Raw genomic sequence first — 24,889 nt, 5'->3', positions numbered from 1 at the left:
TGCCGCTATAGGTTGCGCTGACCCCGGCCCACCGTGCGCGAGAGCAGCGCCGCGATCTGCCCTTCGGAGCGCCGGAAACTCTCCGCGTCCGGGGTGGTAACGTTGAACGTCACATGCACGCCCCCGGCCGCGCTTGGGTCTTCACGCCAAGCCGCCCGTCGGCCCCGCGGGCCAGCGGCAGCACGGCTTCCGGCCCCGCCTCGCCCGCAAGCCCGCGGCCGCCGCCCTGCCCCAGCGGAAAGGTCACGGGTGAGGTGATCACCCCGCCCTTGGCAAACGGCACGGGAAAGGTGGTGCCGAGCCCTGCGCCGGTGAGAAGCCCGGCCAGCGCATCGCCGAATGTCTTGCTGAGAGGTGCGAGCGCGGCCGCCAGCGTGTCCTGCGACAGCGACAGGGCGAGCGAACGCACCACGTCCGACAATTCGCGGCCCTTCAGGGTGGCATCGGTGAAGGCGCTCGTCAGGTTTCCGGCGAAGCTGGAACTGAGCCGGCTCGCCTCGGAGAGCGCGCCCGCAAAGGCGCGATGTCGCCGCTGATGACGACATAGAGCCCGTCGCGATCATCGGCCATGGGGGTCTCCATCGGGATAGCGTTGCATCAGCGCGGCCAAGTCACCGCGCGACAAGGGCTCGGATACCGCGCGCGCGGGCCGAAGGCGCCCTTCAACGCTGCGTCCAGTTCGCGCGGGGTCATGGCCCAGAAGTCGCACGGGCTGAGGCGAAGCGCGCCGAGCCCCGCCTCCATGGCTGTGCGCCAGGAAAACGGGTCGCGGGCGCTTACGCGGTCTGCCGGTCCAAAGGGAGGCCGCCCTCCGATTGGGCGTTGTCTTCTGAGTGATCGACGTCCTCGCCGGTATCGCGCAAAGCGGTGAAGGTGGCCGCCAGCAGCCGCGCGACGATGTCGACGACGCCCGCGGCACCGCCCTCGATCCGCATGGCACCCACCGCACCATCGTCGATGTCGTAGCCCGCCCCGCGCAGCCCCGCCCCGATCATGCGTATGGCGTCGGCCGCGGCGATGCGCCCGGCCTCGAAGCGCTCGGCGACCGCGAGCATGTCGTCCTCGCCGAACGCGTGTTCGAGCTCCGCGAGCGCGCCGAGCGTCAGACACAGCCGGTAGCTCTTGCCGTCCAGGACGGCTTCGATCTCGCCGCGATGAAGATTGACCATCGGAGCCCCCTTAGCCGCGGTGAAGGTCAGCGCGCCGGCGGATTCGAGGCCGAGCTCGAAGCTCACCTCCCCGTCGTGCGCCCGCCATATTCCAGGGTCACGATCTGGAAGGCGCCTTCGACCGTGCCGAAATCCGGTACGATCACCTGCCAGTCGCGCACCGTGCCGGCGAAGAAATACTGCCGCAGCGTCTCGTCGGAACTTGCGTCCTTGAAGATGCCGCTGCCGCTGATCCGCGCCGTCTTGAGCCCTGCACCCTCCAGCAGCTCGCGCCAGCGCCCGGCGGATTCCTGATCGGTCGTGTCCACCGTGGCCGCGTTGAAGGCGAGCGACCGCGCCCGCAAACCGCCGACGGTGACGAAGGTGCCGCCGCCGTCGCTATCCACTTTCAACAAGAGGTCCTTGCCCTTTTGCGCCGTCATGTTGGCTCCTCGTGTCCTGGCAGGAATGTTCGAGACAAACAAAAAGAGCGGCCCCAAGGACCGCTCCAAAACCGCTCTTAAGAAATGCGCGTGTTGTTGTGGGGCGCGTCAGCCCGTCAGGCGCGCCTCGACCATCTTGCGCAAGGTCGCCCGGTCGCGCGTGGACACGCCGATCAGTTCGGCCACGCGCCACACCAGGTTCGACTCGAACTCGTCGATCACGCCGTCGGCCATGACGACCTCCCACAGCATCTCGACGATGCGCTTGCGGCCGTCCTGGTCGAGATCGCGGCAGAGCACCTTGGTGAAACGGTAGAGGTCCACCGCCTCGCGCTCCTCCGCGCTCGCCTCCTGGAACAGGCGCTTCAGTTCGTCGGGCGTCAGGTCGAAGCGCCGCTGCAGCAGCGCCTTCACCTTCTGCTTCTCGGTGCTGTCGAACTTGCCGTCGATGCTGCCCGCGTTGATCAGAAGCGCGGCCGAGGCGATGCGCAGTTCCTCTTCGCGCAAATCCTTCAGCTGCGAGTCCTCGTCGACGCCCTCGACGAAATTCACCAGCCTGGTCCAAAGCGACATTCAAAACTCTCCCGGAGAAACGCGTTGCCTGACGCCGCGCCTCGGAGCGCGGTCCTTCCGCACGCATCCCTATAAAACAACGAAGGCCGGGACAAGCCCGGCCTTCGCATCGAAATTCTGTATCGGAAACTTACGCCGCGGCCTGCTGCAGCGGCTCCGTCACGGCGCGATAGCGCACGATGCCGTGCATGGTCTCGCCGTCCGGATCGATCCGGGCCTCGGCGAACTCATGGCGCAGATTGACCAGGTAGTGGTCCTCCACGCTGAGCGGCCGGTCGTGCAGCAGCGTCTTCACCGTGTCCATGATCTCGTGGACCTTCTCGGCGCTGTCCGCGTCGGTCCAGACATGGAGCGTGAGGTCGTGCTCGGTCCCGTCGTCCGTGCCGGTGCTCCAGTCGAGAGTCACCGTCTGACCGAGCGTGATGTAAGGCAGCGCCTGCCCTTGCGGGGCCTTGCTGTAGATGGCCGCTCCGCCGAGCAGCGACGTCAGCGCGGGCGCGTTGGAAAGCGTCTGATAGATGCTGCGTTGGAGAGCCCAACTTGCGGCAGTCATTGCTGTCCTCCACGGAAAAACGTTAACAGGCATGTAGGGACGCCAGTGCCGAATGCAATGGTTGGCCTCATTGCTTCGCCAAGCGCGCACGTAAAGAATTTGTGATCTCTTGCTTAATGCGCGGTAAACGCGCCCGGAAAACCGGCCAAAGAAACGGCCGTGCCCGCATGTGACGCGTCCCGAACTCCAAGAAACGCCCGGCCCTGTGGGGCGTGCCGATCGCGAATGTCAGCCGGTCGCCTTGCTTTCGTCAACCGTCTCCAGCGTTTCGCCAAGCCGGCCGGGCGCGGCCCGCGCGGCCCCGGCCGCGATTCCCTCGGCCTCGCTGCCAAGCGTCCGCCCCAGGGCCTCATCGAGCCCCTTGGCGGTCAGACGCTGCCGCAGCGCCGCAAGACCGGTGACCGTCACCGCGGTCACAGGTCCCGCTCCTCGCACAGACAGCGCAGCCAACGGTGCCGCTCGCCCATGTCCGTCACGGTCAAGATTTCGAAGATGCGCGACCCCAGACGAAACCGCATGGCGGGCCGGACGCCCGCCCGGTAACGCAGCACGATCTCGTAGGCGCGCTTCCCCGCGATCCGGCCGGCCTCGACCCCTTCGGACCCGCCGGTGGGCGTCAGCGCCGCCCACAGATCGGCAACGCCGGCCCAGCTCGTGGTGAAGCCGCCGGCCCCCGTCGCCAACGCGCTGCACCTCTTCGAGCGTCAGCCGGTGCCGCAAATCGCCGGGGCTCGTCACAGATGCACCCGGCGATAGGGCTGAAGCAGTCCCGCCGCGACGGCGGGCACGCCTTGGGGACCGGGACCGAGCTCCACCGGCTCGCGCCGCTCGAACCAATGGGCCACGAGCAGCAGCAGCGCCTGGCGGATGGGCTGCGGTACGTCCGCCGCCGCATCGCCGAAGCCCGCGACGAAGGCAACCTCGAACCCGCTGAAGGGCCGGAAGCCGACCGACGGCACCATGGCGGTCAGCACGATGCGCGCCGGATCCGACAGCACGTCCACGCTGTAGCCGCCCGCATCGACCTCCGTCGCGCGCCGCCGACCGTCGCACGGTCACTGCGCTTACGGACTGAACCGGCGCGAGCGGCAAGGCCACGCAGCCCCGCTGCGGCACCGCGTCGAGAAAGTGCGACCAGCTCTGCGTGATGAGTGCGAGACCCAAGGTCCGTTCCACCAGCAGGCGCGCGGCCACGATCAGCGCGGAGATCAACGTGTCCTCGTCGGATGCATCTACGCGCAGATGCGCCTTGGCCTCGGCCAGGCCGATGGGTTCGGCGGCCGGCGCAGCCGTCATCACAAGTGCCATGACATGCCTTCGGAGATACAAGCGCTCAAGCAGGCCGCTAGGCCGGTAGCGCAACGAAACAAGCGCTCAAGCAGGCCGCTAGGCCGGTAGCGCAACGAAACAAGCGCTCAAGTAGCCGCTAGGCGATAGGGCAAATAAAGAAGTGGCGGCCGCTCACGCGAGGGAGGGGGTGGGCGCGCGAAGCGGCCGCCGGCCGGCCGGGCACAACTCAGACTCTCGGGCGTGGCCTGGACTCGTACCGATGAGGCGCGATGCCAGACCAAGAACCTCGTCATGCTCGGGCTTGACCCGAGCATCCACGCGGGACTCTCAGCGACGAAAGTCGTGGATGGCCACCCGGGTCCGGCTTGGCCGGCCCGGGCGCAGGCTCAAGCCAAGTCCGGCCATGACGATCGAGGGGTGACGTCAGAGAGGCCTACGACTCGCCGAACTTCAGAAGCTTGATGGCGTCGAAGTCCTGCACGCCGCCGCCCACGCGCTTGGTCGTGTAGAACAGGACGTAAGGCTTGGCCGAGAACGGATCGCGCAACACGCGGATGCCCGCCCGGTCGACCACGAGATAACCGCGGCCGAAGTCGCCGAAGGCGATCGAGAACGTGTCCGTGCCGATGTCGGGCATGTCTTCACTTTCAGCAATGGGATAGTTCATCAGCGTCGGCGATAGGTCCGCGCGCTCCGGCGGCTGCCACAGATAGTTGCCGTCCGTGTCCTTGAACTTGCGGATCGTCGCCTGGGTCGCCCGGTTCATCACCCAATGGGCGTTGGCGCGGTATTCGGACTTCAGCGTATAGATGAAGTCGATCAGGTCGTCGCTCGGGTGCGAGGCGTCGAAGGCGCCGTCGTTGCCAGTGGCCACGTAGCCGATCTTGTCCCAGGCCCAGGAGCCGTTGTCGATCTTGTCGTAGTCGAGGAAGCCACGGGGCTTGTTGTTGCCGTCGCCGGAGACGAAGGCCGCACCTTCCTGCCCAGCGAACGCCACCTGGATTTCCTCGGCCAGCCACTCGTCGATATTGACGGCCGAATCGTCGAGCAGGCTCTGGGTCGCCGACGGCATGGCGTAGATCTCCATGGTCGGGAAGGCGAGCTCGGCCAGCGTCGGCGAGTTGGTCTCGTCGCGCGTGGTGGTCTCGGCCACCCAGCCGGTCGCGGGACCGGTGACGGAGAACGGCTTCTTGTAGACCGACGCGCTCACCGTGCGGTTGCCGGCGATGGCGCGGATCGGCGAGATCTCCTTCACGCCGCGCAGCACCGCCGCCTCCACTTCCGGCGGCACCAGATAGCCGCCGTCGGCGCCGTCATTGGTCGAGATCGCCAGAGCCTTTCTGCTCGAGCGCAAGAAGCCGCCCGCCTCGCCCCGGCGCATATAGCCGTCGAACGCGGCCTTGTGCTGCAGCGAGGCGCCGGAAGAGTAATGCGGCGAATGGGACAAGCGCGGGCGCGCGCCTTTCAGGGTCAGCCGGTCCACAAGCGCCTTCTGCTCGTCCAGCGCCTGGTTGATGCGGTCGATCTTGTCGGTGGTCACCACATCGACGGATATGCCCTGCTGAAGCGCCCGGATCTTCTCGTCGTTCTCCTGCTTGAAGATCTCGAAGGACTGCAGGAAGCGCTCGAAGGCAAGCGCCACGTCGTCGCCGGTGCCGCCCGGCGTCGCGGTCACCACGGTGGTGGCGGGCATGGTGGTGCCGAGGGCGCCGGGGTCCACGACATCCATCTTGCCGTAACGGCCTTTTGTTTCGAGCGAAGGGGTTTCCAGAGACGCGGTCTCGAACGACGCTGTCTCCAGAGATGAAGTCTCCAGCGAAGCTGTCTCCAGGCCGTCGTCACGGTCCTCGTCAGGCTCAGGCGCGCGGAGCACCGCTTTCGTCTCCAGCACCTCCGGCGCCGAGGCCCCGGTCTTCAAGTCTTCAGGCGCAAATCTTTCGTGCATTTCGTCCATGGTCAGTCCTCTGTTTCTCAGGGGCGGGAAAGCGCCCCATGCGGCAACGCCGCGGCGCGGAAAACGCACCACGGACGACACCGTCAGGGGCTGGTGGAAAATGAAACCGCGCTCAAGTTGCGCGACGCGCGGGTGCGCAAACAAACAAGCGCTCAAGCAGATCGCTAGGCCGTTAGCGCACATAAAAATGCCCGGCACGATGGCCGGGCATGACGAAAAGACCGAACGCCTGTCAGGCGCCGGCACAGGACATGCCGGTCTCTCGGTCAAACCATTCGATTGCCGTGTCAGCGGTCCGTCGGCGGACTAATATCCGCGCATCATGCGCGTGCCGCGGCGCAGGGCCCGGGCGAAGGCGGGCAGATTGTCGGGCGCCCGGAGCCGGGGACGCGTGTCAGGAAGCGGCGAGGCCGCGTGCCGCTTCACGGCGCTCACCCGCGCATCCGGCAGCATGGGAAACGTCACCACGGAGATTTCCCACAGATCGATCTTGTCGAGACGGCGCACACCGCTCGCCGGGTCCGTGCGCCCTTGCACCGTGCGGAAGCCGATGGACAGCCCGTCCAGCGCCCCGGCCCGCATGAGCGACAGCACCTCGCGCGCGCGCGTCACTTCCGGCATCAGCCGGCCCTTGGCAAACAACCCGCGCGCGTCCTCGGCCAGCTCCAGCCACACGCCGATGGGCTCGTTGGGGTCGTGCTGGAACAGCAGCTTCACGCCGCGTGCCCCGCGCGTTGCAAGGCTCTCCCGGAACGCGCCGGGCATGACGAGGTCCTGGCCGAGATCCACCTGGCCGAACACGCTCGCATAGCCGGAAAAGGTGCCGTCCGCCTCGACGGTCTGCAGATTGACGGGCGCGAACTTGACCTCGCGCTCCGGCGCGAGCTCGCCAAAGCGTTGCAGCATGGTGATGGTCTTTCCCGTTGGGCGCGCCACCCGAAGGACTAGCCCAACAAAGGGAAGACCAAGGGTCACGCTTGAAACTGTGTCAGACGCCCTTCATGGCGACGCCCGCCGTCATCATGCCCCAGCCGAGCATGGCCGCCCAAAAGGCGAAATGCGAAACGGTCGCGAAGCCCCCGTCGATAACGCCGAGCACGCCGAGCACATAGAGCACGAACGCAACGACGGCGCAGATGACGGAAATATAGAAGACGTTCTTGGTCGGTGGTGTCAGTCGGATTGCCATAGCCCCTCTCCTTGCCGATTCTCATCAAGTGAGTCCCGGCAGGAGGCTAGCATGCGCGGTGGCAACCGCCCAGCTTACGGCGGCGGCGCGCCGGACAACGCGTCGCCACCATCGATGGCACCGTAGCCGACGGCCGCGCGCTTTTCGTTGATCGTCAGGAAGTCGGACGCCTGAACCCGCGCCCAGAGCGCCTCGCGCTCGGTGGAGAGCGCCTCGACCGCGTCGAGATCCGGCTTCAGCTCCAGCGCCGGCGCATCCGGCCCCGCATTGAGACCGAACCCGGGCGCAAGCCAGGCCGACAGCGCCTTGGCCGTGCGCGCCACCAGCGGCAGCACGGTCTGCCGCCAGAAGGACCGGTTGGCCTCCGCGTAGTTCGCATAAGTATTGTCGCCGGGGATGCCCAGCAGCATGGGCGGCACGCCCAGCGCCAGCGCCACCTCCCGCGCGGCCACGTGCTTCGCGGAGATGAAATCCATGTCGCGGGGGCTGAGGCCCATGGCCTTCCAGTCGAGCCCGCCTTCGAGCAGCAGCGGCCGGCCTGCGTTGGCCGCGCCCGCGAACCCGTCCTCGAGCTCGGTCTTCAGCCGCTCGTATTGTTCCGGCGACAGCTGCCCGTCTTTCGCGGTGTAGACAAGCGCGCCGGAGGGGCAGGCCGAATTGTCGAGCAGCGCCTTGTTCCAGACGCCCGCCGCGTTGTGCAGATCGAGCCCCACGGCCGCCGGCTCCAGCGGGCTCATGCCGTAATGGTCGTTGAGCGGATGGAACAGCGCCATGTGCAGAATGGGCCGCACGGGTGGCCCGTCCTGGTCGAAGCGCATGCTCTGCCCCGCGACCGAATATTCGTAGGCCTCCGGCCAGCCGTCCGGCCCCGGCACCACCTTCATGCGGTCGGGCCGCAGCGTATGGAGCTCGCGCACGGTGCCGTCGACCGAAACCGCTTCCAGATAGGCATTGCCCGCCACGATCAGGTGTCCGAAGAACGACTCCAGCAGGTCCGGACCGCACGCCATCGGGTTCGGCCGATTGAGAAGCGCGAGCAGCGGATGCTCGTCCACCTCCTTGGCGCCGTCGAACAGATAGAGCGGCACGGAGGCCGCGGCTTCGGCGATCATGCGCACCGAACGGTAGACGATCGGGTTCTTGGTGAAGCCTTCGCGCGCCAGGCTCGCATAGTCGCGCGGGGTCCAGACGGGATGCCCGCCCGTGGCCCAGGCGACCAGCTTCGCCGTCTGGCTCGCCTTCGCCTCGAGGCCGAACAATCGCCGCAACTGAGCCCGTAAACCCGTTGTCATGAATCACCTTTCAGAAGTCGCAGAAGAGTCACGAAAGACCGGCGCCAACCGATCCCTCTCGTCATCGCCCGGCACCCGGGTCCGGCTTTGCCGCCCCGGGCACAAGCTCGATGATCCGGGCGATCCAGTAATGGCCGGAATTCGTGGTCGCGAAGACCGGTGGTTACTGGATGCCCCGGGCAAGCCGGGGCATGACAATGAGGGCCATCACACAACCCCGCACGCGAGGCTCGCCTTGCCCGCGCAAACACAAATCCGTCAGTGCCCAGACCAGCGCGTCCACCCGGTCGGGGCTGCCGCCGCCGGACAGGCCGTCGAGGCCGAAATCGCACATCTCGTCTTCCAGCGCCGGCAGCGCGCCAACATGGGACACGAGGCCCCGCTCGTAGAGCGCGGCCACGGGCTCGGCGCGCAGCACCTTGCCGCGCATGGCACGCACGCTCCGCACCGGCACGGCCGGGTCCACCTGCCGCAACACGGTCTCGACCAGCTCGCCGCCCTGGTTCACCTCGGCGACGATGCGGTCCGCCTCGTAACGCCGGTAGGCGGCCGTCACGGCCCGGGCCCAATCGAGCGGGCGCACGCCTTGCAGCGTCGCCGTCGCGAGCACGTAAGCGCGCCCGTCCTCGCCGAGACCCGCCACGATAATGCCGCACGCGTCCGCGCGCGGGCCCGAACTCGCCGGCGGATCGACCGCCACGACGACACGGACCAAGAGCGCGGGCGCGGTCACGCGGTGCCGCTCGATCACCCCACGCGGCCACAGTGCGTCCGCGCGGTCTTCGAGCAGTTCCGCGTCCAGTTCCTGCCGCCCGAGCCGCGTGCCGCGATAGCGCCCGACGATCGCGTCCAAAAAGGACGGCGCCAGGTTCGCCGCGTTGGCGGAGGTCGCCACGCGCGTCAGAACCGTCCGGGCGTCCGCCAGCAGCGCCTTGATCAACGGGATCGGCCGCGGCGTGGTGGTCACCACCTGCCGGGGCGCAAGCCCCAAGCGTAAGCCAAATTGCAGCATGTCCCAGGTCTCTTGCGGGCGCCGCCATTTGGCGAGCTCGTCGCACCAGGCCGCGCTGAATTGGGGTCCGCGCAAGCTTTCAGGGTCTTCCGCCGAGAACAGTTGCGCCACCGCGCCGTTGCCCCAGCGCAGCTGCCGCTTCGACGGCTCGAACAGAGGCTTCGCCCCCGGCGGATGCACCGCGAGCAGCCCCGACACGCCTTCGACCATCACGGCGCGCGCGTCCGACAGGGTCTCGCCGACGAGCGCGATGCGCGCATCGTTCGCGGCCCCCGCATGGGCCCGCACCCATTCGGCGCCGGCGCGCGTCTTGCCGGCCCCGCGCCCGCCCAGCATCAGCCAGGTGGTCCAGGGCGGACGGCTCTCAGATGATCCGTGTAAAGATGATTCGGGCGGCAGTTGGTCGTCGCGCGCCCAGATCTCGAAATCGTAGTGGAGCGCCGTCAGCTCGGACGGCGAAAGCCTCGAAAGGAATCGCTCAATCGTCTCCGGGCTGGAGTCGCGCAAGGCGGCCCGCAAGGTCGCGGCGGAGTCTGTCCGCATCGGCACCGTCCTGTGTTTTCTTGTCGTCCGCCCCACTGCGCGCGGCTTTGGCCTCGTCCATCTCCACGAGCTTGGCGTAAAGCCGCGCCAGGGAGTTGAGGTTGCGCGCTTCGCGCTCCGCATCCGCCGCGCTCATGGGGCGTCCGTCGGCTTCGGCCATGCGTGTCTCGATCTCGCTCATCTTCGCATCCAGCAGATTGTAGAGCCGCTTCACGATCCGCCCGCGCCGCTCCTGAGTGGGTGTCGGCGGCAAACCGTCTTCCGGTGGCAGCCGCCGCGTCGGCAGCGGCACCATTGGGGCCACGCGCTCCCAACCGCCCTCGTCCCGATGCTTGGCCACATTGGCCGAGGTCGTCCCGTGCTTGTGGCCAATACGGCGCAGCGACATGCCGCTATGGAGAAAGTCGTGGCGCACCGCCTCCCAGTCGATCGGGCCGGCGGCGTGGGGAGCCTCGGCCCGTCGGGCTTCGGCACCGTCCCCTCCTCGCTTGCCGCAAGTGCCATCGCCGCTCGGGTCGTGGGAACCGGACTGCGTCATTGGCACCTATTTCTGGAAATCGAACAGTCAGAGTGGGAGCACGCGCACTCCCTCATGCCCGCGAGCGGGCGATCCAGTAAAGGCAACCTCGTGGACCACGAAGAACGGTGGTTACTGGATGCCCCGGTCAAGCCGGGGCATGACGATGAATAAGCCGGCGCGCTCAAGCAGGCCCGCCCTCAAGTAGGCCGAAGGCCGATAGGGCACCAAAACGTGGCCGATAGCGCAAATTTACATGCGCTCAAGTAGGCGCCGCCGCCCTCAAGCAGCGAAGCGGTAGGGCAAGCAAAATGGCAGGTAGCGCAAATTAAGAAACCCGGCCCCTGAAACCAACAACGCCGCCCCATTTCTGGAAGCGGCGTTCTAAACACGACAGCGACGCGGAACTCGGAGGGGAAAACCCCCACAAGGGGCCGTGCCCCAAAGGGCCCAGCCCTCTTGCCCAACTGTCGCGTTGTAGAGGAAACCTAGCCCATCAGCGTCACGCTGTCAAGGATTATTTTCCTAGAACAACGCCCCTAAACTGCCGTCCCCTCAAGGGTCTCGATGTGGGCAAGCTCGGACGCCATCGCCTTCTCGGCGATCTTGAGGTCGTAGAGGCTCTGCAGATTGGCCCAGAACTCAGGGCTCGTGCCGAACACCTTGGCGAGGCGCAGCGCCGTGTCCGTCGTGATCGGAGTCTCCTCCTTCACCACGCGCTCGATGCGCGTGCGCGGCACGCCGATGCGCCGGGCGAGCGCGCCGGCGCTGAGGCCCAGCGGGGCAAGGAACTCGTGCTTCAGGATTTCGCCCGGGTGAACCGGGGGCAGCATCTTGGCCATGCCCGTTCTCCTTAGCCTCCGTGATAGTCCACGATCTCGACCGCCTCGGCGCCGGCATCGGTCCACACGAAGCAGATCCGCCATTGATCGTTGATCCGGATCGAGTGCTGGCCGTCCCGGTCTCCTTTCAGCGCCTCCAGACGGTTTGCCGGGCGGCTGCGGAGATCGTCCAGGACATGCGCCGCCACGATCATGGTCAACTTGCGCACCGCGCTTCGCACCAGGTCCGGCGGGAAGCCCTTCGGGCATTTTCCGCTCGCGACCGTCTCGGTCCGTTTGTCCTTGAAGGAGCGGATCACGCGCGCGCCTTTCCTGTATCACCGTATGATACATCGGCGGCGCGGTCAAGAAAATGTATCACGTTATGATACAGGTGGGTGCGAAGAGGCGTGCCCTAGCTGCTCTTCTCGTCCATGCAGGTGGGCCGCCAGGTGAAGTCGGCGTCCTGGGACGGGTCCGGGGCTTCCGCGCCGGTCTTGCACGGATCGGCCTTGGGCGCGGGCGCGACCGGCGCGCCGAGCGGATCGACGCAGAGCACATGGCCGGTGACCGGGTTCACCTCGGCCCGTTTGCAGACGGGCGCCGCCTCTTCGGCGCCCGCCGGCGCCGCAAACCCAACGCACACGGCCATCGCCGCGCACGCCATCGCGATTTCAATCCGCTTCACGTCAAGTCTCCCAACAACCGGTCTCGCAAGTCAGCCGCGCCAAATGCGCACCGCCTAGCTTTAGGCGCGGAGCCGCCCATCCGTCTTGCAGGAACTGGCTATGGCGCGCAGCTCCGGGGCCCCTACTCCGCCTTCGGCTTACAGGGAATGCCGTCGGCGAAGCACTTCGAGTAGAGCCCCTGCACGGCGCAGCTGAGATTGGAGTCCTTGGCGAGATCGAAATCCGCGTCCGGGTAGATCTTCGTGGCCTTCTCCGTCCAATCCTCGATGGCCACGTTCTCGGCCTGGTCGCGATCGGCGGTGAAGCCCGGCCCGCTGCCCGAGATCATCTCGGTGCCGCATTCGAGATCCGCCGCCCCCCCGACCTCGGCATCCGGCTTCGGCACGGACAGATCGAAGGCGTCGTCTTGCGCGAACGCCCCGGTCGTCAATGTCATCAGCCCCAAAGCGGCGGCGATTGCGACGATCGTCTTCAAGGCAAAGCTCTGCATGGCCGGCACACTCCCTCCCCGTGACCCTTGTTCTCAATCGGCTGTCTTGTTTCCGCTTGGTTGCCGTCGTCTTGCTGGATGTCGTGGTCCTGCTCGATGTCTTGCTCTTGCTGGAATGTTTCTGCAGCCTGAAGCGGCATTCTTCCCGGCCTTTCCGGGAGATTCAAGCATGGCGGGCGCGCAACCCCTGGGCACCGCCTCGCTTGATGGCCAAGCGCGCGATGTGAGGCGTTGGGTCGCGCATATGTTCTTGATAACGACTTTATTTACCGCAAAGGTTGCAGAACAAGGCGTTGCTTGGGGCAGGCTTGAGACCGTATTGAGTTGGGTGGACGCGAAAAGGGCGATCGTGCGGGCGGGCGACCATCAAGCTGCGACCTTGAGGGGGCTTGCCGCCGGCTGGGCTGTTCGGGACTCCTGGCGAACGGATTGGCAGTGGCGTTGCGCATACGGCGTGTTCCGGGCTGGGCGCCGAAAAGGGAAGTTGCGACCGTGGTAAGTGCGACCGTGGTAAGGTTGTGTGTGGCATTGCTGGTGGCGGCCGTCGTGGCCGCGCCCCTTGGCGCTTGCAGCCGCCGTGATCCCGCGCCCGACGTCTCCTTCCTGCCGACCGCCGCCGTCAAGGCCGAGGACAAGAAGGCCGCGTTCGAGTCGGCCAAGGAATCCTGCCTCGAGCGGGCCCGCCGCAAGGGGATCTCGTCGGTCACCCGCATCTTGCTGTTCAAGGGCAAGATCTCCGAATCCGACTACGTGGAGTGTATGGAAGCCAAGGCTTCGCCGAGCTCGAATAGGACTTGAAGCGGGCCGATGCGGCCGGAGACAGAACCGGCCAGATTTTGCTCGCCGCACCGCGCGCAAGCTCTATAAATGGCCGTATTCGGTGTATACTTAAAAATTCGGGTCGCCCCATCGGGGCGGCCGGATTTCGCGTGGGCGGATCGCACACCCCCCTAAAGAGGTCGGACTCCATTGCGGGACATCCAGGGCAATAATCGCGGCAAGCTGATCGACTGGCTCAAAATCGATTCGTGGATCGATTCGGGGCTGTACTCCGCGTTGACGAGCTTCCGCGACTGGTGGGGTGCGTACTCGTCGTTCTTCGGCCGCTTCGAGATCAAGGGCTTCTGGCGGGCTTGCAACGAACTGGTCTGCGACGGCCTATCGCTAAGCGTGGCGGGGCTCCTCGTCGTGTTGGCCTTCGCGTTGCCGTCGTTCGAAATTGCCCAAGGCAAGATCAACCTGTCGGACGAGTTCAGCGTCACCTTCCTCGATCGCTACGGAAACGAAATCGGCAAGCGCGGCCTCTTGCGCGACGACTCCGTCCCCCTCGAGGAAATTCCCGACCATATGATCAAGGCGACCCTCGCCACCGAGGACCGCCGCTTCTTCGATCATTTCGGCATCGACATCATGGGCACGATGCGCGCGCTGGTGCAGAACGCCCGCGCCGACACGGTGGTGCAAGGCGGTAGCTCGCTGACACAGCAGCTCGCCAAGAACATGTTCCTCTCGCCCGAGCGGGCCATCACGAGAAAGATCAAAGAGGCGTTTATCGCCATCTATCTCGAAAACCACTACACCAAGCCGGAACTCCTCAAGCTCTATTTCGATCGCGCCTATCTGGGCGGCGGATCCTATGGCGTTGAGGCGGCCGCGCAGTACTACTTCAACAAGTCGATCCGCGACGTGACCCTGGCCGAGTCGGCCATGCTCGCCGGCATGTTCAAGGCGCCGACCCGCTACGCGCCCCATGTCAATCTGGCCGCGTCGCGCGCCCGGGCCAACGAGGTCCTGAGCAACATGGTCGAGGCCGGCTATCTCAGCGAGGGCCAGGTCTACGGTGCCCGGCTCAATCCGGCGCGCGTCGTCGAGCGCGGCGATTCGAATACGCCGGACTACTTCCTCGACTGGGCCTCGAAGAGGTGCAGCGGATCATGGGCGACAGACCCAATCCGCATCGTCGTCGCGCGGACGACGGTGGATCTTGGTCTTCAGAAGACGGCCGAAACCGCCGTCGAGGACACGATCTCGCAATTCGGGCGCTCGCGGAACTTCAATGCCGGTGCCCTCGTCTCCATGGAGATCAACGGCGCCGTGCGCGCCATGGTCGGCGGCAAGGATTACGGCGTTAGCCAGTTCAACCGCGCAGCGCATGCCTACCGGCAGCCCGGCTCCTCGTTCAAACCGTATGTCTATCTTTCAGCCATCGAGCACCTCGGCTACACGCCCAACAGACGGGTCGTGGACGGCTATGTGAGTTGCGGACGTTGGTCGCCGAAGAACTATTCCGGCGGCTATCGGGGCGCCATGACGTTGCGTACGGCACTTGCCAAGTCGATCAATACCGTGGCCGTTAAGCTGTCGCTCGAAGTGGACCGTCAGACCGTGCTCGATGACCTCGACAAGATGGGCATCAAGCACCTGAAAAAGACATGCTCGTTGGCGCTTGGCGATAACGGCATGACACCGCTTGAACATGTAGGCGCCTGGGCCGTCTTCGCGTCCGGCGGCCTGTCCATCCGCCCCTACGGCATCGAGGAAATCAGCACGATCGGCGGCCAGCTTCTTTACAACCATGACCGGGACGAGCCCAAGCCGCAGCAGATATTCAAGCGGGAGGCGGTCGAAACGCTCAACAACATGCTGCAGACCGTCGTCGATGCCGGTACCGGTCGCCGGGCGAGGCTCGACTACACGAACGCCGCCGGGAAAACCGGAACGAGTTCCAATTATCGCGATGCCTGGTTCATGGGTTTCACCGGTCAATACGTCACCGGCGTCTGGTACGGCAACGACAACTTCTCCCCCATGGGACGCGTGACGGGCGGCAGCTTCCCGGCGCAGACCTGGAAGACTTTCATGGACGCGGCCTATGACGGCGACAACATTCCCACGGCGCCGGGCGTCACGCCGCATCCGCGGCAGATCGCCGAGCGGCAGCGCCTGGCCGCCGTCATGCAGCAGAACACCACGGCGGAACTTCCTGTGCCGCCGCCAATCGACACCTCCAAGGACATGTCGAAGGCGACCCGCCAAGTTCTCGGGAACATCGCGACGCTGTTGCAGAAGGCGCCGCCCGTGAGCCCGCGCAAACCTGGCCAGCAGAGCCGGGCAACGCAGCCCACCGGCAACAAACCCAAATCGAACGTGGCATCGGCGGTCCGGAACACGCCCCCACCCAAGCCGGTCGCGAATCGAAACGCGGAGCGGGCGGCACGCACAGCCAGCACCGGCCGCCAGTAAGACCGCGTTGCGCCTAGATCGAAAGACGATGCTCGCGTGACAGTCCTCCCAGACATGCCGGTCTCCGGCTCGCAGACCCACAACAGCCTCTGGCGCGACGAAGGCGGCACGTCCATGCGCGCGCTGGGCTATTTCATCGGCGCCTTTGCCGTGGCGTTGATCCTGGGTATCGGGTCGGCGTGGTACATGATCGAGCGAGGATCCATGCTGACAACCACGCGCATCGGGCCGTGGACGAGCTGGCTCAGCGAAGGCAACCCCAACGCGGACCCCTACACGCGCGCCCATCTCGCCCGCAGCGGGCGCCTGCCGCTTACGTCGACCGCCGCCCGCTATTTCGTGGCCAACACGGACTCGAGCGGCGACCGTTTGAGTGCGGCGTGCGAATACGCGATCGCCGGCGCCCCCTTGAACGCCCGCTGGTGGTCGCTCGCGCTATACGATTCGCACGGGTCCATCATTCCCAACCCATCCAACCGGTATAGCTTCAACAGCGAAGAGGCCATTCGCCGGTCGGACGGCAGCTATGAAGTTCATGTTTCGCAGACGGCACGCCCGGGGAACTGGCTCCCCAGCGGAGTCGACCCGGATCGAAACCTCACGCTTTTGCTGCGCATCTACGGCCCCCGCGACACCGATGTCAGCGGGATCGGTCAGATTCCAGCCGAAAGCCTGCCAAAGATCGAGCTCATACGATGCGGGTAAGGCTTCCCGGACTCTATATCGCCCTGGCGGTCGTCTTGGCCGGTCTGATTCACGTGATTGCGGTCCTCACACTGCCGGTGCTGGCACCGCGTGATGCCCATGCCAGACTCGCGGCGCTCGGCCCCGCGAACACCATCATTCAGTTGCCGGCGGCGACCCCCGGACAGCAGGTCATGCCGAACATGGCGCCGGACGTGCGTTACGCAGCCTGTCTGTTCGATCTCTCCGACGGGCCCGTCCGCCTGCGCGCGAACATTCCCGACGAACTCTGGCTGATCGCGTTCTATACGCCGATTGGCGAGAACTTTTATACGGTCATCGGGGCCGACATGAAGCGAGGCAATGTGGACTTGATCGTCACCACCGAAGATCAGGCCGTCACGGACGCCACGGGCGACTCTCCCGAAGCCCTTGAAAACCTGGTGGTGGTGAATTCACCCGTCAAAAGTGGGATCGCCTTGATCCGCGCGCCGCTGGCCGGACCGAGCCGCGGCGGCGAGGCCGAACGCGCGCTCAAAGCCACCTATTGCGGCCGGCAGACCGCTGCGGCACCCCCTGCCGCAGGGGCCCCGCAGGCACCCCCTCGACCCGCGCCCGCGCCGTCAAATCCGTGATTTCGTGCGGGCTTCCGCCGACAGTTCGCCATCGGAAGTGGCCAGCGTCGGCCCTGGGGTACCATGGCGCTCAATACGCACACCCGGGAAGATAATGATCTCACCGAGCGCGCCCTCGATCGGCACCCCCTTTCGGGCGCCGTCATACTCAGTCACGCGGAATTCCAATATGGTCGCCATCTCAGGTCTCCACGGCTTGCCTCACGCGATGCGCAAACGTGTCCCGCGCACAACGCGCCTTTCCCGAATTAGGCCCCCGTTAAGGTTAACGAACCCCTAAAGCACCGCGCTTCATCGGTTAGGCGGCTGTCAGCGCTTCGCCGAGAAAATGGCGTCCGTGCTTGTCCTCGACCGCGATCACCCATAGATCCGGGTCGAACTCCGCTTGCCGCGCCAGATAGGCGTTGACCTTCTCCTCGATCGCCGGCTGGCCGGCGAAGCATGCAATCCAGCGGCGTTCGGAATCGGTGACAGCGAGGCCCGCGGGTGCGGGTTCGTAGAGATTGAGCGTTCCGTCGAGCAGGTCGACGGCGATGAAGATCGCACCGGCGTCGGCATGACCGCGCCGGACCACGATCGCGGGGACGTCTTCGACGGCACATCTGCGCAGATAAGCGCTCACCCAGATCCCGCTTTTCAAGCGCATCGGACGGCCCTCTCGGTTGCTCGGACGCCGCGGCGGACCGTTTAGCGACGAGCCGCCGTTCGCGTGAAATCGCGTCCCGTCACGCGCTGGAACTCCGCGAGGAGCTCAGGGGTGATCGTCCCGGTGACGGTCATGTTGCGGTCGCGCTGAAACGCACTGACCGCATCCGCCGTGTTCTGACCCCAGGCGCCGTCGATCGTCCCGGGCGCGTAGCCGAGTTCGGCAAGAACCTGTTGCACACGCATGACGGTGCCGTTCTCGGCCGTATGCGCCGCGATACTATCCACAGCCGGGACCGAACCGGTCGCATCGGACGTGGCAATGGTGTCCCCAAGCAGGATCTGACGCAAAACGTCGTCGCTTGGAAGACCGGTGACGGCAAGCCCTTCGCGCATTTGGAACGCGGAGATCGCTTTGCGGGTCTTGTCGGACAATTGTCCGTCAACCTCGCCGACATCGTAGCCCCGCAACGAGAGTTCCCGCTGAATGGCTCTCACGACCAGCTGAGATTCGCCGCCGCCCGGCGCTTGTGCCGGCAGATCGGTGACCGCGGGCCCGACGGCGTCGGACGTGGGCGTCTTCTCATAGGCACTGGCCATCTGCGTGCTCGCGCCCGCATCGGCGCCGGGCGGCGCGATGCCGATGACCCGCGTCGTGGCATAGCCTACGGGCGTGGCCGGCGTCGCATCGGCCATGCCGTGCGGCGGCTGCGCCTGCAAGTAGAGCGCGTTGTACGTGATGGTCGCGGTCAGGGCCAAGAAGGCCAAAAACAAGAGCCGCGCGGTGACTACGCCCATTGTGCCCACAGAATCATGCCTGAAGAGACTTTGCCCCCCGAATCGGAAAAAGCACCACGCCCCTCCCCTAACGCATCTTGGCGTCGGAAGCTAAAGAGTTACTAAACGCTTCAGGGCCTCTATGCCGCGGCCGCCCGCGCCCCGCTCGCAGCAGGATCCTCGCCCGCATCGAGGGGGAGAACGATCCGCACGGTCGTGCCCTGCCCCAGCGTGCTGTCGAGTTCGAGCGAGCCGCCATGGAGCTGCGCAAGCCCCCGAACCACCGAAAGGCCAAGGCCTGCGCCTTCATAGCTCCGGTCGTAGGAGCTCGCGGCCTGCACGAATGGGTTGCCTAGGCGCGGCAGGTCTTTTTCGGCGATGCCGATACCATTGTCCGACACGGCGAAAACCACATTGCCGTTCTCGACCGAGGCGGCGACTTTGACCCAGCCGCCAGTCTCGGTGAATTTGACCGCGTTGGAGATCACGTTGAGCAGCATCTGCTTGCAGGCACGCTTGTCGGCGGCGAGCTCGGGCAGGTCCGCGGCGACTTCGGTCGTGAGCGTCAACCCCTTGGTCTCTGCCGTATGCCGCATGATCTCGCAGCACGACTCCACCAGAGCGCCGACGCCGAACGGCTCCCGCACAATGGTGAATTTGCCCGCTTCGATTTTCGACATGTCGAGAATGCCGTTGACGACGCCCAGCAAGTGCTCGCCGCTTTCATGGATCAGGCGCGCATAGTCGCGATAGCGCTCTTCGCCGAGCTGACCGAAAAGTTCCCGCTCCAAAATCTCGGAGAACCCGATAATCGCATTGAGCGGTGTCCGGAGCTCGTGACTCATGCTGGCGAGGAACTGGCTCTTGGCGCGGCTGGCCCCTTCGGCCTCGCCGCGCGCGCGCACGAGACTGGCCTCGGATTCCTTGTGCTGCGAGATGTCCCGCGTGACGGCGACAACCCCGGAATCACCGAAGCTATCGCCCTGGGGCATGGGGCGGCACCGCATCTCGACCCACGCGTAGTAGGCGTTGTCGGTGGCGCCCCACCGCGCAGGCGGAATTCCACGGACATGGGCTCGTTGCTCGCGCGGCAGCGATTGAGCGCCGAAAGGAAAGCCGGACGATCGCCCACATGGACATGCTCGAAGAAGCCGTCCCCGAGAACCGCGGGGGCCGATGCGCCAAGGAGTTGCCGGGCGGCTTGCGAGGCGAACACCACGCGCCCGCGCCGGTCGTGAAGCGTGATCATGTCGTTCACGTTCTCCGCGAGCAGGCGATAGCGCTCCTCGCTCGCTTCGATCGCGTATTCGGATTGCCTGTGAACCAATTGAAGCGTGACCACGAGCCCGGCGGCATAGGCCATGGCGCTCGCGGCGCCGAGGAAGGCAAAGGCTGCTGGCGACATCGGGAGTGTCAAGGGCGACGGATTGTAGCCGGTCGCCCCCAACGCGGCGAGACCGACAAGGCCCGCACTAGCGGCCCCGACGGCCCAGACAACGCTCCGCCGGTCGGTGCTGAGCCCGGCTTCGAGCGGGACCGCGACGAGCCAGGGCAACAGTGCCGAGGCAAGGCCGCCGGTGAGCCAGGCACAATAGGTGATGAGGCCGGCGAAATTGATCGCCGAGACCCGATGGGCGATCGCAAACTGGCCCGTCCGCGACAGGTAGATCGCAATTGCGATCGGGGACAACAGCCACAGGAAGGCCAAGGCGCTCAGGAATGACGGCTTGCCGCCGACGACCAAATAGATCGGGAACACGCAGAGTGCCAAGGCGCCGCCCAAGAGACGCGAGGCAATAAATGTCTGATGGCGCGCCAAAGTCAGCGCATCGCCGCGCGCCGACTCGTGGACCAGCGATTCAAAATAGGCGGAAAGCCCGCGAACACTCTCTCGACTCAACACTCGCAACTCGGAGCGGCCCGCGACCGCTGCGTCCTCGTATCTTCTTATGGCAGCGCATTATTCCCGCCTCCCACTTAAGGAAAGCATAAAGCGCCAGCGCTGGGCGCAGCCGAGACGACGGGCCGCTGGGCAACTGGTACGATTTGTCTAAAATTTTAGACAAATTCAATTCAAAGTCATCGAACAGGGTATACTAACTGGTTACTTACAATTGAGCCGAAAAGCGAAAAGAGAAGACTTATGGCTCCAGTAAAAATTTACAGGCTTTTGAGAAGGGGTGTTATTTCGTTTGATCTATAGTTCCCTCATCTGCAGAAAGCAGCAGGGCAATGAGCGGCGAAAAAACAGTGCCGCCATCGACAGTGAGGGCAAACAAATGATGTTCCTGATGAGATCGGCCTTTTGGCTGATGGTGCTCATCCTTCTGATCCCGACGGATGGGGCGCAACAGAAGAAAATCTACGGCATGGCGCAGACTGCGGTGGCCGACATTGGCAGTTTTTGCGATCGGAACCCCGAGACTTGCGCTTCGGGCCAATACGCAGTCAACGCACTCGTGCAAAAGGTGCAGTACGGCGCCCGGATGGTCCAGGCCCTGGTCACCGATCACGCTGACGGCTTTGGTCCCGGTCTCGCCGCAGGTCTGAACCAGGCGGCGGCGGTGGGTTTGGCCGCTGGCGAAAGTCAGCCTGGCGCAACGGCCGCGTCCACCGACAACGCCATGATGCCGGTGCCGTCGGCCGTGCCGATCGAGCCCACGCCCTGGGTGCAGAGCGATCCCCAGAACACTCTGAGCCCTCGGGACCTTGAAGAGGAGTGGAGCGGCCCGAACGTCTGACGACGTGCCCGGCCGCACCCCGCAAAGCGGCATCAGCCCGCGCTTCCTTCGCTGGGAGCGCCGAAATTCCCCCGGCAGTCCCCCGCTGCCACCAAAGCGCGCAGCCGGAACGGTTCCTCCCCGCGGGACCATCCGCTGCGCGCTCCTTTGCCGCTCCTGCCCGCTATCCTCTCGCAGCTTGCGCCGAGCGGAACTATAGTTGGGGTATGGACACTGCAACGAAGACAGACCTCCCCTCTTTCGGGGACATTCTCGCGGACTTCGAACTTCTCGAAGACTGGGAGGATCGCTACCGCTACGTCATCGAGCTCGGGAAGAAACTGGAACCGCTTCCGGACGAACTTCGAACGTCTGAAACGAAGGTCCAGGGCTGCGTCAGCCAAGTCTGGCTCTCGACGACGGTTCATCCCGACGGCGTCCCGCGGCTCACCTTTGTGGGCGACAGCGATGCGCATATCGTTCGTGGACTGGTCGCCATTCTCTTCGCGATCTATTCCGGCAAGACGGCCGACGAGATTCTCGACGTCGACGCCGTGGCGACGTTGGGCGAACTCCACCTCAACGAACACCTCACGCCGCAACGCTCCAACGGGCTCATGGCGATGGTGACGCGCATTCGCGGCGATGCGGAGAAAGCACGCGCGGCCGCCGGCTGACGCCCTGGCGCGAAGTTTAGGACCGGTTGGGCTCCTCCGGCTCGGTGCCGATGCGGGGCCGGTAGCCGGCATCGCCCCAATGGCGGAGTTTCCGCCGCTTCCCATCGACGATAAGGCCGTAGTGCTTCGCAAGCCGCGTTAGGGCGATCTGAAGAACGACCTTGCCCGCGCGCTGCGGCCAACCGTTCTTCTTCTCCGCCTCTTCGAGGCCTTTCAGCTCACAGCAGACATCGACAAGGACGCCGGAGACCTCCGGCCCAACGGCGGCAAGCGCGCGCATGACTCGGTCCTTGGCCGCCAGGACCTCGTCGCGGAGGCCGGCGCCATTGGCGGACGCCCCCCGCCTGGCGCGGTCATGAGGCGCCGGGGCCGACCAATTGGCAGTCACGCGCGCACTCATCTGCGCGAACCAATAGTCCGCGCGCAGACGCTCGCCAGCGTCGAATTGCTCCGGCCCGATCAACGGCCGGCCGGAACGGTCCTTCCGGCTGCGAAGCCAGCCAAGCGGGCTTTCGCCGTCATTCACGAGGACGGTCCGGCGGGCCCCGCCGACGTCGCGCAAATCGCGCGTTCGGCGCTGATGTTGGGCGCGGAAGGGCTCATCGCCCCCGGCTTCGTTTCGCCGGACACGTGCGTAACCGGCATCGCTCAGCACCCAGCCTCGAGCCTCCCGCTCGAGCAGATCGCCCGCAAGACAGGCCTCCATCACCTGACGGCTTACGGTATTGGCGACGGCACCGCGCCCGGGCCCGCCTACGACGCGGAATCCGCCTTCGCTATCCTCGGTAATGGCGCCGCCGCCCGCAAGTCGATCCAGAAGACGTTTGAGTTCGGCCACGGCCCGCCGCTCCAGCCCCCTCGCCTGCCCTCGCGCGCTCACGAGCACCTCCCACGCCAGGCGAGCGCGCCGGCCAGCGCGGCCACGGCGCACTCCAAGCGTTCCACGCGCTTGTCCAAGTCCGGGTCGTCCCGCCGGTCCTCGACGACCTCGCAAGCATGGGCCACGGTCGTTCGATCCCGCGAAAAAAGGGCGCCCACTTCCGTCATGCTCAGCCCGCACACCACGTGCGTCAGGTACATGGCCACTTGCCGGGCGAATGCGGCGCGCGCGACCGGCGGGTCGCAGCGCCAAGCTCCTTCGGGTCCACTTCAAAGACCAGCGCCACTGCCGGATCGATCACTTGGCGCAACCGGCCTTGAGCGCCATAGCGCAGCTCGATCCGACCCAGCACGTCCTGAATCCGCTCACTCCCCAACGCACTCATGAACTCGCTCTCCTCTCCGCACAATTTAGGAATATCGTCCTAATTATATGGTTGACAAAGCATATGTCAGTCCCCATTTGTCAAGGGTACGGACGGGAGCAAAGCCGATGAACCTCACAGACCCTCGTTTCCAAGACCCTGATAAGGCTCGCGAATGGTTGGAATTGCAGCGTTGGCCGAACGGCACGCACTGCACTCATTGTGGGTCATTCTCTGTGACCCCTTTGAAGGGCAAAGCCCATCGTCCCGGCGTCTACCAGTGCAACGATTGCCGCCAGCAATTCACTGTCACGACAGGCTCCGTCATGGAGCGTTCCAAGATCCCACTAAACAAGTGGCTCCTGGCTATGCGCCTCATGGCGTCCAGCAAGAAGGGCATTAGCGCCCACCAACTGCACCGCGTTCTTGGCATCACCTACCAGTCGGCTTGGTTCCTCTCGCATCGCATCCGCGAAGCAATGAGCAACGACAAATCCGGCCCTATGGGCGGTGGCGGTGAGACCGTCGAAGTTGACGAAACCTATTTCGGCAAGCGCGAAACGCCGCTGCCCTCAAAGCAACGCAAGGGCCGTCCCTACACCAAAAGGGGCAAGGCTGGTCCCGGTGGCAAGCGCGCCGTTGTTTCCCTTGTCGAGCGCGGCGGTAAGTCCCGCACGTTCCACGTCCAGCACGCGACCGCTGAGAATGTCCGCGAAGTCATCGTTCGCAACGTGTCACGCGATACAGTTCTGAACACGGATGAAAGCCGCCTCTACACGGAAGTCGGAAAAGAGTTCGCAGGGCACAAAACGGTGCGCCACACCGCCAACGAGTACGTTCGCGGTGATACCCACACAAACACGGTCGAAGGCTTCTTCTCGATCTTCAAGCGCGGCATGAAAGGGGTCTACCAGCACTGTGGAGAAGCGCATTTACACCGCTACGTTGCAGAGTTCGATTTCCGCTACAATAATCGCTCGGGACTCGGTGTCGAAGACACGGAGCGCACCGCCAAGATCATCGAACAGGCCGCTGGCCGCCGTCTGACCTATCGGCGGATTGGTGAAGCCAAAAACGCCTAAGCAGAAGGCGAGGCATTTCCTATGTTGGAGAAAACAGAATGACCGACGAACAGGAGAAGGATGAGGACAAGGCGCCTGAACCACCGGCTGATTGGCGAGGAAAGAAGGGGGCTAATGTGTCCCCGAAACCGCAGGGCAAAAAGGAGAAGGACCGCTAGCCGCCGTATTGTGCCGCTAGGAGTCCTGCACCAAAGGCAAACGCCGGCGCCAAAACTCCCGCTATCTTGGCCGCCATAAGATGTTGGGACGTGGTGTCATTAACCTCGCGATTCCACACGCTCTCTTTCTCTAAGTTCTCGAGATATTTGGTGAAGGCCGAAGCAGCCGTAACCCTGGCATCCATCGCCCAAAGCCAAAACTCAGCGCCACGCCCCGGCAAACTAACCTGAAGGGTTTGCATCGCGAGCCAACAAAAAACGGCACCTATAACCAACACTACCGTCGCACTTGCCAACGCCCAAGCAAGAGCAGTCGAAACCGGCGGGTCAGCAGCAAATAGGGCCGCCGATGCCGACGCCATAGCGATGCCAACGGTGCTGTAGAGCCGGAGCAATGCCATTGCCTGCGAGTCTGTAAAATAGATGAGTTCAGTGAGGGCGGCATGGCGTTGCCGCGCGTCATCAATTGCAAACTGCAACTGTTGGTCCGACAGCATATGCTACCCCTGT

Annotated in this window: 33 protein-coding genes and 3 pseudogenes; 7 read left to right on the top strand and 29 right to left on the bottom strand. The window is 65.1% G+C overall.

Translation table 11 applies throughout. From position 1 onward, the window contains the following. Nucleotides 1-5 precede the first annotated feature (5 nt). The 20 genes and pseudogenes from AUC68_RS12055 to AUC68_RS11960 form a co-directional block, all read right to left on the bottom strand. Nucleotides 6-520: pseudogene (locus AUC68_RS12055) on the bottom strand (phage tail tape measure protein); the annotation flags it as partial. A gap of 77 nt (nucleotides 521-597) precedes the next feature. Beyond that, a complete protein-coding gene (locus AUC68_RS12050; RefSeq protein ID WP_342027481.1) occupies nucleotides 598-744 on the bottom strand; it encodes a phage tail assembly chaperone in 147 nt (48 codons plus the stop codon). Nucleotides 745-776: 32 nt separating this feature from the next. Then, nucleotides 777-1,169 (bottom strand): gene transfer agent family protein, encoded by a 393-nt coding sequence (locus tag AUC68_RS12045; protein WP_069438166.1) that lies wholly within the window; start codon nucleotides 1,167-1,169, stop codon nucleotides 777-779. Nucleotides 1,170-1,184: 15 nt separating this feature from the next. After that, nucleotides 1,185-1,591 (bottom strand): annotated as a pseudogene (locus AUC68_RS12040) (phage major tail protein, TP901-1 family); the annotation flags it as partial. Nucleotides 1,592-1,699: 108 nt separating this feature from the next. Next, on the bottom strand, nucleotides 1,700-2,164 hold the full coding sequence (locus AUC68_RS12035) for a tellurite resistance TerB family protein (protein WP_069437880.1): 465 nt from the start codon (nucleotides 2,162-2,164) through the stop codon (nucleotides 1,700-1,702). A 130-nt stretch (nucleotides 2,165-2,294) separates the two neighbouring features. Further along, nucleotides 2,295-2,717 (bottom strand): DUF3168 domain-containing protein, encoded by a 423-nt coding sequence (locus AUC68_RS12030; protein WP_069437879.1) that lies wholly within the window; start codon nucleotides 2,715-2,717, stop codon nucleotides 2,295-2,297. Between the two features lie 67 nt (nucleotides 2,718-2,784). Continuing rightward, nucleotides 2,785-2,937, bottom strand: coding sequence for an HK97-gp10 family putative phage morphogenesis protein (locus AUC68_RS18770; protein ID WP_425283233.1), 153 nt, complete (start codon nucleotides 2,935-2,937; stop codon nucleotides 2,785-2,787). Nucleotides 2,938-2,945: 8 nt separating this feature from the next. Continuing rightward, nucleotides 2,946-3,134, bottom strand: a complete 189-nt coding sequence (locus AUC68_RS16905) for a hypothetical protein (protein WP_069437878.1) — start codon at nucleotides 3,132-3,134, stop codon at nucleotides 2,946-2,948. Continuing rightward, nucleotides 3,131-3,400 carry a phage head closure protein gene (locus AUC68_RS12020; RefSeq protein WP_083240702.1) on the bottom strand — a complete coding sequence of 90 codons (270 nt, stop codon included), beginning with the start codon at nucleotides 3,398-3,400 and terminating at the stop codon, nucleotides 3,131-3,133. Before AUC68_RS12020 ends, AUC68_RS16905 begins: the two co-directional genes overlap by 4 nt. Nucleotides 3,401-3,451: 51 nt before the next feature. Continuing rightward, nucleotides 3,452-4,013 (bottom strand): annotated as a pseudogene (locus AUC68_RS17850) (head-tail connector protein). 427 nt (nucleotides 4,014-4,440) lie between these two features. Further along, the gene (locus tag AUC68_RS12010; protein ID WP_425283232.1) at nucleotides 4,441-5,736 is read right to left on the bottom strand and encodes a phage major capsid protein; all 1,296 of its coding nucleotides are present in this window, start codon (nucleotides 5,734-5,736) and stop codon (nucleotides 4,441-4,443) included. Nucleotides 5,737-6,267: 531 nt separating this feature from the next. Continuing rightward, complete coding sequence (locus tag AUC68_RS12005) at nucleotides 6,268-6,867, bottom strand: HK97 family phage prohead protease (protein ID WP_083240749.1); 600 nt, start codon at nucleotides 6,865-6,867, stop codon at nucleotides 6,268-6,270. An 82-nt stretch (nucleotides 6,868-6,949) separates the two neighbouring features. Beyond that, nucleotides 6,950-7,150 carry a hypothetical protein gene (locus AUC68_RS12000; protein WP_069437877.1) on the bottom strand — a complete coding sequence of 67 codons (201 nt, stop codon included), beginning with the start codon at nucleotides 7,148-7,150 and terminating at the stop codon, nucleotides 6,950-6,952. Between the two features lie 74 nt (nucleotides 7,151-7,224). Then, the gene (locus tag AUC68_RS11995; protein ID WP_069437876.1) at nucleotides 7,225-8,442 is read right to left on the bottom strand and encodes a phage portal protein; all 1,218 of its coding nucleotides are present in this window, start codon (nucleotides 8,440-8,442) and stop codon (nucleotides 7,225-7,227) included. Between the two features lie 163 nt (nucleotides 8,443-8,605). Then, a complete protein-coding gene (locus tag AUC68_RS11990) occupies nucleotides 8,606-9,997 on the bottom strand; it encodes a DNA-packaging protein (RefSeq protein WP_083240700.1) in 1,392 nt (463 codons plus the stop codon). After that, complete coding sequence (locus AUC68_RS11985; RefSeq protein ID WP_141701255.1) at nucleotides 9,933-10,535, bottom strand: hypothetical protein; 603 nt, start codon at nucleotides 10,533-10,535, stop codon at nucleotides 9,933-9,935. Before AUC68_RS11985 ends, AUC68_RS11990 begins: the two co-directional genes overlap by 65 nt. 518 nt (nucleotides 10,536-11,053) lie before the next feature. Beyond that, complete coding sequence (locus tag AUC68_RS11975; RefSeq protein ID WP_069437872.1) at nucleotides 11,054-11,356, bottom strand: HigA family addiction module antitoxin; 303 nt, start codon at nucleotides 11,354-11,356, stop codon at nucleotides 11,054-11,056. Nucleotides 11,357-11,367: 11 nt separating this feature from the next. Next, nucleotides 11,368-11,655 (bottom strand): type II toxin-antitoxin system RelE/ParE family toxin, encoded by a 288-nt coding sequence (locus AUC68_RS11970; protein WP_069437871.1) that lies wholly within the window; start codon nucleotides 11,653-11,655, stop codon nucleotides 11,368-11,370. A gap of 95 nt (nucleotides 11,656-11,750) precedes the next feature. Continuing rightward, the gene (locus AUC68_RS11965) at nucleotides 11,751-12,023 is read right to left on the bottom strand and encodes a hypothetical protein (protein ID WP_069437870.1); all 273 of its coding nucleotides are present in this window, start codon (nucleotides 12,021-12,023) and stop codon (nucleotides 11,751-11,753) included. A 122-nt stretch (nucleotides 12,024-12,145) separates the two neighbouring features. After that, a complete protein-coding gene (locus AUC68_RS11960; RefSeq protein WP_069437869.1) occupies nucleotides 12,146-12,514 on the bottom strand; it encodes a hypothetical protein in 369 nt (122 codons plus the stop codon). Between the two features lie 492 nt (nucleotides 12,515-13,006). On the opposite strand from AUC68_RS11960, the gene AUC68_RS11955 reads away from it, so the two are divergent. From AUC68_RS11955 to AUC68_RS11940, 4 genes are all read left to right on the top strand, one after another. Continuing rightward, nucleotides 13,007-13,312 carry a hypothetical protein gene (locus tag AUC68_RS11955; RefSeq protein WP_141701254.1) on the top strand — a complete coding sequence of 102 codons (306 nt, stop codon included), beginning with the start codon at nucleotides 13,007-13,009 and terminating at the stop codon, nucleotides 13,310-13,312. A gap of 171 nt (nucleotides 13,313-13,483) precedes the next feature. Continuing rightward, on the top strand, nucleotides 13,484-15,757 hold the full coding sequence (locus AUC68_RS11950; protein WP_069437867.1) for a transglycosylase domain-containing protein: 2,274 nt from the start codon (nucleotides 13,484-13,486) through the stop codon (nucleotides 15,755-15,757). Between the two features lie 36 nt (nucleotides 15,758-15,793). Next, complete coding sequence (locus tag AUC68_RS11945) at nucleotides 15,794-16,462, top strand: DUF1214 domain-containing protein (protein WP_141701253.1); 669 nt, start codon at nucleotides 15,794-15,796, stop codon at nucleotides 16,460-16,462. A 35-nt stretch (nucleotides 16,463-16,497) separates the two neighbouring features. Next, entirely contained in the window at nucleotides 16,498-17,076 is a 579-nt protein-coding gene (locus AUC68_RS11940) for a DUF1254 domain-containing protein (RefSeq protein WP_158008304.1), read from the top strand. Here AUC68_RS11940 and AUC68_RS11935 read toward each other — a convergent pair. The 5 genes from AUC68_RS11935 to AUC68_RS16485 form a co-directional block, all read right to left on the bottom strand. Continuing rightward, nucleotides 17,065-17,256 (bottom strand): hypothetical protein, encoded by a 192-nt coding sequence (locus AUC68_RS11935; RefSeq protein ID WP_069437865.1) that lies wholly within the window; start codon nucleotides 17,254-17,256, stop codon nucleotides 17,065-17,067. The two genes, AUC68_RS11940 and AUC68_RS11935, sit on opposite strands and share 12 nt — an antisense overlap. A 118-nt stretch (nucleotides 17,257-17,374) precedes the next feature. Further along, nucleotides 17,375-17,722: a DUF1491 family protein gene (locus tag AUC68_RS11930; protein ID WP_069437864.1), complete on the bottom strand. Its 348-nt coding sequence runs from the start codon at nucleotides 17,720-17,722 to the stop codon at nucleotides 17,375-17,377. A gap of 41 nt (nucleotides 17,723-17,763) precedes the next feature. Continuing rightward, nucleotides 17,764-18,519: a peptidoglycan-binding domain-containing protein gene (locus AUC68_RS11925; RefSeq protein WP_069437863.1), complete on the bottom strand. Its 756-nt coding sequence runs from the start codon at nucleotides 18,517-18,519 to the stop codon at nucleotides 17,764-17,766. A 119-nt stretch (nucleotides 18,520-18,638) separates the two neighbouring features. Next, nucleotides 18,639-19,403: a sensor histidine kinase gene (locus tag AUC68_RS11920; protein WP_069437862.1), complete on the bottom strand. Its 765-nt coding sequence runs from the start codon at nucleotides 19,401-19,403 to the stop codon at nucleotides 18,639-18,641. Then, nucleotides 19,340-20,401 (bottom strand): PAS domain-containing protein, encoded by a 1,062-nt coding sequence (locus AUC68_RS16485; RefSeq protein ID WP_069437861.1) that lies wholly within the window; start codon nucleotides 20,399-20,401, stop codon nucleotides 19,340-19,342. Before AUC68_RS16485 ends, AUC68_RS11920 begins: the two co-directional genes overlap by 64 nt. Before the next feature lie 376 nt (nucleotides 20,402-20,777). Here AUC68_RS16485 and AUC68_RS11910 point away from each other — a divergent pair, with 376 nt between their 5' ends. Continuing rightward, on the top strand, nucleotides 20,778-21,239 hold the full coding sequence (locus tag AUC68_RS11910; RefSeq protein ID WP_141701251.1) for a DUF5330 domain-containing protein: 462 nt from the start codon (nucleotides 20,778-20,780) through the stop codon (nucleotides 21,237-21,239). 206 nt (nucleotides 21,240-21,445) lie between these two features. Further along, nucleotides 21,446-21,895, top strand: coding sequence for a SufE family protein (locus AUC68_RS11905; protein ID WP_069437859.1), 450 nt, complete (start codon nucleotides 21,446-21,448; stop codon nucleotides 21,893-21,895). Between the two features lie 16 nt (nucleotides 21,896-21,911). Here AUC68_RS11905 and AUC68_RS11900 read toward each other — a convergent pair whose 3' ends face one another. Genes AUC68_RS11900 through AUC68_RS11890 form a run of 3 tightly spaced genes read right to left on the bottom strand, consistent with a single transcriptional unit; the run spans nucleotide 21,912 to nucleotide 23,160 of the window. Continuing rightward, on the bottom strand, nucleotides 21,912-22,775 hold the full coding sequence (locus AUC68_RS11900; protein ID WP_141701250.1) for a DUF6456 domain-containing protein: 864 nt from the start codon (nucleotides 22,773-22,775) through the stop codon (nucleotides 21,912-21,914). Further along, nucleotides 22,772-22,975, bottom strand: a complete 204-nt coding sequence (locus AUC68_RS11895) for a helix-turn-helix domain-containing protein (RefSeq protein ID WP_069437858.1) — start codon at nucleotides 22,973-22,975, stop codon at nucleotides 22,772-22,774. The genes AUC68_RS11900 and AUC68_RS11895 overlap by 4 nt, the downstream gene beginning before the upstream one ends. After that, nucleotides 22,966-23,160, bottom strand: coding sequence for a hypothetical protein (locus AUC68_RS11890; RefSeq protein WP_141701249.1), 195 nt, complete (start codon nucleotides 23,158-23,160; stop codon nucleotides 22,966-22,968). Before AUC68_RS11890 ends, AUC68_RS11895 begins: the two co-directional genes overlap by 10 nt. 107 nt (nucleotides 23,161-23,267) lie before the next feature. Here AUC68_RS11890 and AUC68_RS11885 point away from each other — a divergent pair, with 107 nt between their 5' ends. Next, entirely contained in the window at nucleotides 23,268-24,221 is a 954-nt protein-coding gene (locus tag AUC68_RS11885) for an IS1595 family transposase (RefSeq protein ID WP_069437856.1), read from the top strand. A 154-nt stretch (nucleotides 24,222-24,375) separates the two neighbouring features. Here AUC68_RS11885 and AUC68_RS11880 read toward each other — a convergent pair whose 3' ends face one another. Further along, nucleotides 24,376-24,876, bottom strand: a complete 501-nt coding sequence (locus AUC68_RS11880) for a hypothetical protein (protein WP_141701248.1) — start codon at nucleotides 24,874-24,876, stop codon at nucleotides 24,376-24,378. Nucleotides 24,877-24,889 lie beyond the last annotated feature (13 nt).

Origin of the sequence: Methyloceanibacter methanicus (assembly GCF_001723285.1) — a bacterium.
Classification (GTDB): Bacteria; Pseudomonadota; Alphaproteobacteria; order Rhizobiales; family Methyloligellaceae; genus Methyloceanibacter; species Methyloceanibacter methanicus.
The sequence above is the reverse complement of the archived record's forward strand: the minus strand, read 5'-3'. Positions and strand labels throughout refer to the sequence as shown.